The following is a 7,351-nucleotide window of genomic DNA, read 5'->3' on the forward strand; positions in this document are numbered from 1 at the left end:
CGTTGATAGGCAGGGTGTGTAAGTGCTGCGAGGCATTGAGCTAACCTGTACTAATTGCCCGTGAGGCTTAACCATACAACACCCAAGGGGTTTTGTGGACTCAAAGAAAGACAGACCTTGAATGCGTTTGAAGAGATAGACTTTTAAATCAGTTTTCCGAATTTTAAAATTTGCTTGGCGACCATAGCATTGTGGACCCACCTGATTCCATGCCGAACTCAGAAGTGAAACACAATAGCGCCGATGGTAGTGTGGGGCTTCCCCATGTGAGAGTAGGACATCGCCAGGCTTTAATTTCGTTATTTGCGTAGCAAATAACAACATCTACAGTGTACTAATCTGTGATGACAATTTGTTGGAGGGATGGCTGAGTGGTCGAAAGCACCGGTCTTGAAAACCGGCAACCGTTAATAGCGGTTCTAGGGTTCAAATCCCTATCCCTCCACCACCATTGAAAAGCCCGCTGAGAAATCAGCGGGCTTTTTTCATACTGAAGCAATAATACCAATCCGGAAAATTAACCGATCAGGTTAATCCAATCCCTTGTATACATTGTTGTGACGCGATCTTTGCATTCAAGAAATCCATTCCAAGCGCTACAGACCTTCGAAACAATGTCGTTATAATCAATGAAGTTTTGATTTACTAGATAGTGTTGTCTTAACTCATTTATTCACACTGGTTCGGCTAACTTTAAGATATTTAGCCATTTGAGTACGCGAGTGATCTTCTTTAAAGTGTGCAAGCGCTAGTAAGCGAATCTTCATCTGAATGGTTTTTTGTTGGCTCGTTAGCTTTTGGAAATCAGTATTATCCAGGCTATCCATAGCAATATTTCACAATTGTTTGACAGCCTCAATTAGATCACATTTTTACTTTCATTGGTATAAAGCATTAATTCTAGTGCAAATTTTCGTATTAACTGATGATTAGTTCTGCTTGAAATTGGTGAAAATATAGAGGTGAACGAACCAATACAGTGCAAGTGTGAAACCGATGGCACACGCAAGCAAACTCATTTTTTTGAACAAAAAATCACCGCTTGCAGCGCGACCTAATCTCTTCCCAAAAATTTTTTGAATGCCTTCAAGTCCCGAATATTAAGGCCTGACACGCTATTAAGCGATGCAATCACCATTAAACTTTATACATTTTCAAACTTGTGGTCCAGAAAATGCAATTGAGGAATTAAAAGGACATTCACCAAATTTAAGGAATTACAATGAAGTACAAGCTTTCACTCATCGCCCTCGCAACTAGCGCCGTTTTATCTGGTTGTAACAGCGATGATGAAAATATCGTTAAGGTTTCCGTTCCTAGCTCTCCTGAACAATCATCAATAACCCAGCCTCCAACACCCCCTGAGAAAGAAGCGATTGCGTATCCTGACGGTCACGATCCTGAGCCTTATTATTTTATCTCTGACCTTGAAGGTTGGACGGGCATTAAGGCAAGATCAGAAATTTCACCACAAAATGGCTGGGATGGATTTGGCAAAGCACTGTTTGAACCCGCTAACTATTATGGAAAGCTCTATCGAAACTTTGAGCAATTCGACAAGGCGCTTGAGGACTTTGACTCAGACCAATACTCAGACTTAATACTCGGTGCATCCATCAGAGAACTGCAAGCGGCAATGGATAATGGTGACCTTACCGCCGTGGAGTTAACCAAGTTTTATCTTTTTCGAATCGGACAATACGACATCGATAAGCTCAACTCGGTTCTCGAGCTCAATCCCGATGCCATAGCTATTGCAAAATACGCCGATCAAGTTCGAGCATCCGGAAAACCACACTAAGAAATGCTCGGTATTCCTGTACTGGTTAAAGATAACATCGCAACTAACGACAGAATGCACACCACAGGTGGCATGGCGGCGCTGCTCGATTGGAACCCAGACCACGACGCACACATTATCAAACGACTAAGAGAGTCAGGAGCGGTTATTCTCGGTAAAGCAAACCTTTCTGAAAATGCCAACTACTTCTCTGTTATCGATCCCAATGGTTTACCAACCTAGGTGGTCAAACCCGAAACGCATATGGATTCTACAGCGTACTTGGCTCAAGCTCAGGTTCAGGTGTTGCTGCGGCGGCGCAATTCGCAGCCATCACCGTAGGCACTGAGACTCAAGGGTCAATCAATGCGCCCGCTGAGATGAGCTCCGTCGTCGGATTTAAACCAAGTATTGGTCTGGTTTCTAGAGACAATATTATCCCCTTAGCCGCGTCTCAAGATAGCGCGGGGCCAATGGCTCGTTCGGTTGAAGATGTGGCCATTGAAATGAACATACTTGCCGATGCTGACCCAAGTGATCCACTTTACAGCGAGGTAAAAGATCATGATATTCCCGATTATACCAAGTACCTAGATCCATCTGTTTATCAGGGGATCAAGGTAGGGATCTACGAGAACAGTTATTCAAGCTTGGAACAATCCGCTTGGCTTGCGGACATTAAAGCAGCCCTAGGTAAAGCTGGCGTCTCTTATGAAGTTGTGAACGACCTTCCAAGCGCTAGGACCTACCGTCTAAATCTGGGTTGCGAATTCAATTACGAGTTTGCAGATATGGCCAAAGCGCAACATATGCCAGTGAAGTCGGTTGCAGATTTGCTGAACTACAACAATGTCTACCCAGAGCGCAGGGCGGTTTGGGGACAGAAGGACATACAAAACTCGGTAAACACTAAGGTTGATCGCGATACCTGTCTAAACAACGCAGAAGAAAAGCGTAAGATGTGGGACACTGCGGTTAATGACTATTTCGAGAACCATGACTTCCAAGTACTGGTGACGGAAACAAGCAAATCGGCTATTTATGCACCCGCAGGAGCTCCATCGGCATCAGTCCCCTTTGGTTACGAAACCGCTGACGCTGCAATTCAATCTGATTGGAAACGGTGGGCACGGCAGGCCCCAACAATGTTAGGTACACCAGTGTCAACTCATGTAATGGCACCTCGTTTTGAAGATGGCAATGTACTTGCTATCTCAAAAGCCATAGAAGTAGGCCGAAAGTCCATCGCTAGACGCCAACATAAAGCACCCGACCTTGATGCCACCATCAAGATGAATGAAGGTGCTGGCGTTTTTGCCATTCACGATGAACAACGCGCCGAATCACCAACTTACGTACCTAAAGAATCATAATAAAACACAACGTCATCTTTGAAATCTGGAGGATAAAAAAACAATATTAACCCCCTCCAATCTCAGGACACACTCCTTAAATGTGGTGTGTGTCCTTCTAACTGTTTACTCTATAACGCGTTGTTCAAGCCTTGCTGGAACGGCTTAAATTCCTTTACTTTGGTGTCTGATTGAATTTATCTTGGAATTTTTACTTGTGTTCGCCTACTTTGCAACATTACCTGCCACGTTTAGCGTATCCCAAGTACGTGAGAATGGGGGCGCATAGCAGAAGTCCATATAACCTAGCTGCTGAGTGGTCATCTTAGCAGTGATAGCAACGGCTAGTGCGTTGATACGGCCAACCGCTCCTTTCTTACCTACGATCTCACCACCGAGCAGAACGTTAGTATCTGGGTGATAAACCAACTTCACCTTGATGTCTTCTTGCCCTGGGTAGTAGTCGGTTTGGTTCTTATCTGAAATGGTTGAAACCTTCACTTCCAAGCCGTGTTCTTTGGCAAGCAGTTCTGATACACCAGTGCATGCCAGTTCGTAGTCCAGCACTTTCAAGCAAGACGAACCCAAGAAACCATTCATGTAAGTGTCTTTACCAGCAAGTTTATCCGCCATCATGCGCGCTTGTTTGTTGGCTGTGGTTGCAAGTGGAACATAAACCGATTTGCCTAGCGCCATATGGTGAACCACAGCACAGTCGCCGACAGCATAGATGTGGGCGTCTTCTGTTGTACCAAACTCGTCCACTAGTAGTGCACCGTTAGCGGCTTTTGGTAACTCAAACGCTTCTGTGTTTGGTTTGAAGCCAAGTGACATGATTACCACGTCGGCTTCTACGTTACCGTTATCGGTTTCTACGATGTAACCGCTTTGTTTAGCATCGCGAATGGCTGATACGCTGCAACCGGTTTTTAGTTTTGCACCTGATTCACGAATCGCACCTTCCACCACGTCAATCATCTCAGGGCTGAACTGACGGCTCATCACATGCTGTTCACGTTCGATGATAGTGACGTGCTTACCAAGCAGGTGCGCAGCATCGAACACTTCAAGGCCGATAAAACCACCGCCGATAACGCAAACACGTTGTTTGTTGCTGTCCTTCAGTGCTTCTTTTACTGCCAAGCCATCTTCCATGCTGGTTAGCGTGTATACGTGTTCAGGGTTGAATTCACCAAATGACGGAACGATTGGGCGTGCTCCTGTCGCGATCACCAGCATATCGTAATCGATAGTGCTTTCTTTTCTTTGGTGGCTAACTGTGATCTGTTTTTTAGCGCGATCGAGTGCCACCATTTCTGTTTCAATGCGCACGTCTAAGCCCGATTTGATCGCTTGCTCTGGCGTACGAGAAATCATGCGTTCAGTGTCATCAAACATGCCACCCGCAAAGTAAGGCAAGCCACAGGCACCGAAAGAGATGTAGCGGCGTTTATCTAAAACGATAACTTCGTCTGATGGCTGATTACGTTTGTATTTTGCTGCGAAACTCATACCAGCGGCACTGCCGCCTATAACAACAACTTTCATATTTACTACCTAAATAACCTGAACTCAGGAAAAACAGAAGAGCACTCATATGGAGTGCTCTTAATTAAGTTTAAAAATTATACAGCGGCTTCTTTTGAAACGGTCGCAGTGACGTCAGCGTCGTATTGCTCTGTGTTTAGTGAACCATTTTTCTTAGCCGTTAGTACACCAGACAACATCGAGCCAGAGATGTTTAGTGCGGTACGAGCCATGTCGATCAGCGCTTCAATAGACACTAGAATCGCCACTACTGTGATGTCTAGACCCATGATGGTTAGTACTGCAACGGCTGCGAATGTCGCACCGCCACCGACCCCTGCGATACCGAATGAAGCAATCGCGATCACAGCGATCAGTTGTAGGATGAAGCTTAAGTCTACAGGGATACCCATAACTTGTGCCGCCATGATAGCGAGCATTGCTGGGTAGATACCGGCACAGCCGTTTTGGCCGATACTGGTACCAAATGTCGCTGACATATTTGCTGTTTCTTCATCTACACCTAGGCGTTGAGTTTGTGTTTCAACGTTTAGTGGGATAGCGGCCATGCTTGAACGAGAGCCGAAACCGAACACAAGTACTGGCCAGATTTTCTTCATGAACTTCGCAGGAGACAGGCCGAACATCGATACCATCACGAAGTGGATGCCGAACATGACACCGATTGCCACATAACTTGCTAGTAGGAAGCGACCCATTTCTGCGAGTGCGAACAAATCGTTTGTCATCATGAACGTAGTCATCAGAGCGAATACACCGTAAGGCGTTAGCTTCAGAATTTCACGTACCATTGAAAGTACCACTTCTTTGGCTGCATTGATGAAATCAACGAAGTTTTGTACTTTCTCAGGCTTACGGTTTTTCACTTGCAGGATACAGAAGCCTAGGAACATACCGAACAGTACGGTCGATAGTGTCGAGGTACGTTGAGAGCCTGTAAGCATTTCAAAGATGTTGGTCGGAATGATTGATAGAGCCATACCAGACAAACCACTGCTCGCCATTGCATCTTGTGTGGCTATCAGTGAATTACCACGAGCTTCAATAGCACTGTTTGTGCCGATAGAGCTTACGAGTGCATTTGCATCGATACCGAATAGGTAGATACTTGCGATCCCAATTGCTGCTGAGATAGCACAAGTCAAAAGTAGAATACCGATGATTTTTGGTGCGATACGAGATAACGCGCCGCCGCCTTCAACGTTCATGATCGAAGAGATCATCGCCACGAATACAAGCGGGATAACGATCATTTGTAGAAGTTTGATATAGCCTTTACCGAACACAGAAATCAGTTCAGCAAAGCCAGACGTTGCAACGTTACCGACACCAAACACAAGTTGAATAGCGCCACCGAACAGTAAGCCAGCAGCAAGCGCACTCAGTACGCGGAAGTTAAAACTTTTCTTTTGTTTTTTGAAGTTTGACAGCAGTGCGTAGAACCCAAAGAACAGGATGCTTAATCCAATAAATGAAACGCTCATGAGAATCTCCTATGATACCCATTAATACCTAAATCGGTTATTTTTTGTATGCGATGGCTTCAACTTCAACCAATGCGTCTTTTGGTAGTCTTGCTGCTTCAACACAAGAACGAGCAGGTGCGTTCTCTGTTCCAAATACCTCGGTGTACACTTCGTTAAAGGCTACGAAGTTTTCCATATCTGATAGGAAGCAGGTTGTCTTAAGCACTGTGTCCAGTCCCGCATTACTTGCTTCTAATACCGCTTTTAAGTTTTCTAGAGACTGACGAGCCTGCTCTTTGATGCCGCCCTCAACAAACTGCATGGTTTCTGGAACGAGAGGCAATTGACCTGAGGTGTAAACCATGTCGCCGTAAGACGTACCTTGAGAGTAAGGACCAATAGCGGCTGGCGCTTGCTGCGTGGCAATGATCTGTTTCACAATATAACTCCTAAGTTATTAATTTTATTCTGATTTAAATTCACGGATAAACTTGTAAACCGCCTGTCGGCTGATCCCAAGTTGCTCTGATACTTGTGTAGTCGTCTCTTTTAGCTCAAATACTCCGTTATCAAATAAACAACGAATGATGGCTTTATTGCGACCTTTGCAGGAAATCGTCTCGTCTTGATCCACTTCTTGTGTGACTGCAATCAACGCTTGTTTGATCACGTCGTTTGCATTATTGCTGAACGTCTCGCTGACTATGGTTTGCGAGAGATTGCATTGCGGCATCAGTGTTTTAACAATTTCAGGGAATGGGAAAGATAAGTTCATGTTGATGCACAGCATGCCAATCGGCTTTTGCTGTGGACCCGCTAGTACACAGGTGGTCGACTTCAGTAGGGAACCGTCAGTTGCGTTGGTGAAATAGCTCTTTGGAGAAACTTCACCTGTCTTTTCAAATGCACTCCACATGCGTAAACCTAAATCGGTGATCGGTGAGCCAATTTCACGACCCGTATGATGACCATTAACGATTTTGACAACTGAGTTTTCTAAGCTTTCAAATGAATGGATGACCACTTCACAGTAGGGACCAATTAAATCAGCAATCGTGTCCGCTAAGCGAAAGTAATTGTTTAAGTACTCTCTGTCTTCATCAGTGAATCGAACTTGTTTTACATTCATGATTTCGGTTTACATTTTTGAACTCAATGGCTGAAATTTACTCCTTTGGTGGTAGATTTACAAGGTATAGTAAACT

Annotated in this window: 6 protein-coding genes, 1 tRNA gene, 1 rRNA gene and 1 pseudogene; 5 read left to right on the top strand and 4 right to left on the bottom strand. The window is 44.8% G+C overall.

The window, feature by feature from the left end; genetic code table 11:
* Window positions 1–173 precede the first annotated feature (173 nt).
* The 5 genes and pseudogenes from rrf to L4B77_RS18690 all read left to right on the top strand — a co-directional run.
* Window positions 174–289 (top strand): 5S ribosomal RNA (gene rrf / locus L4B77_RS18670).
* A gap of 68 nt (window positions 290–357) precedes the next feature.
* Window positions 358–448, top strand: a tRNA-Ser gene (locus L4B77_RS18675).
* Window positions 449–1,222: 774 nt separating this feature from the next.
* The gene (locus L4B77_RS18680) at window positions 1,223–1,801 is read left to right on the top strand and encodes a hypothetical protein (RefSeq protein WP_429752269.1); all 579 of its coding nucleotides are present in this window, start codon (window positions 1,223–1,225) and stop codon (window positions 1,799–1,801) included.
* Window positions 1,802–1,804: 3 nt separating this feature from the next.
* A complete protein-coding gene (locus L4B77_RS18685) occupies window positions 1,805–2,023 on the top strand; it encodes an amidase family protein (protein ID WP_429752271.1) in 219 nt (72 codons plus the stop codon).
* Between the two features lie 53 nt (window positions 2,024–2,076).
* Window positions 2,077–3,153 (top strand): annotated as a pseudogene (locus tag L4B77_RS18690) (amidase family protein); the annotation flags it as partial.
* A gap of 204 nt (window positions 3,154–3,357) precedes the next feature.
* On the opposite strand, the gene L4B77_RS18695 reads toward L4B77_RS18690, so the two are convergent.
* The 4 genes from L4B77_RS18695 to L4B77_RS18710 all read right to left on the bottom strand — a co-directional run bounded on the left by L4B77_RS18695 (window position 3,358) and on the right by L4B77_RS18710 (window position 7,275).
* The gene (locus L4B77_RS18695; protein ID WP_429752273.1) at window positions 3,358–4,680 is read right to left on the bottom strand and encodes a CoA-disulfide reductase; all 1,323 of its coding nucleotides are present in this window, start codon (window positions 4,678–4,680) and stop codon (window positions 3,358–3,360) included.
* A 77-nt stretch (window positions 4,681–4,757) separates the two neighbouring features.
* On the bottom strand, window positions 4,758–6,164 hold the full coding sequence (locus L4B77_RS18700) for a cation:dicarboxylate symporter family transporter (protein WP_429752275.1): 1,407 nt from the start codon (window positions 6,162–6,164) through the stop codon (window positions 4,758–4,760).
* Window positions 6,165–6,201: 37 nt separating this feature from the next.
* Window positions 6,202–6,585, bottom strand: coding sequence for a RidA family protein (locus L4B77_RS18705; protein WP_261840319.1), 384 nt, complete (start codon window positions 6,583–6,585; stop codon window positions 6,202–6,204).
* Window positions 6,586–6,609: 24 nt separating this feature from the next.
* Entirely contained in the window at window positions 6,610–7,275 is a 666-nt protein-coding gene (locus L4B77_RS18710; RefSeq protein WP_261840318.1) for a helix-turn-helix transcriptional regulator, read from the bottom strand.
* Window positions 7,276–7,351 lie beyond the last annotated feature (76 nt).

The organism is Vibrio minamisatsumaniensis, from assembly GCF_050337445.1.
Lineage (GTDB): Bacteria > Pseudomonadota > Gammaproteobacteria > Enterobacterales > Vibrionaceae > Vibrio > Vibrio artabrorum.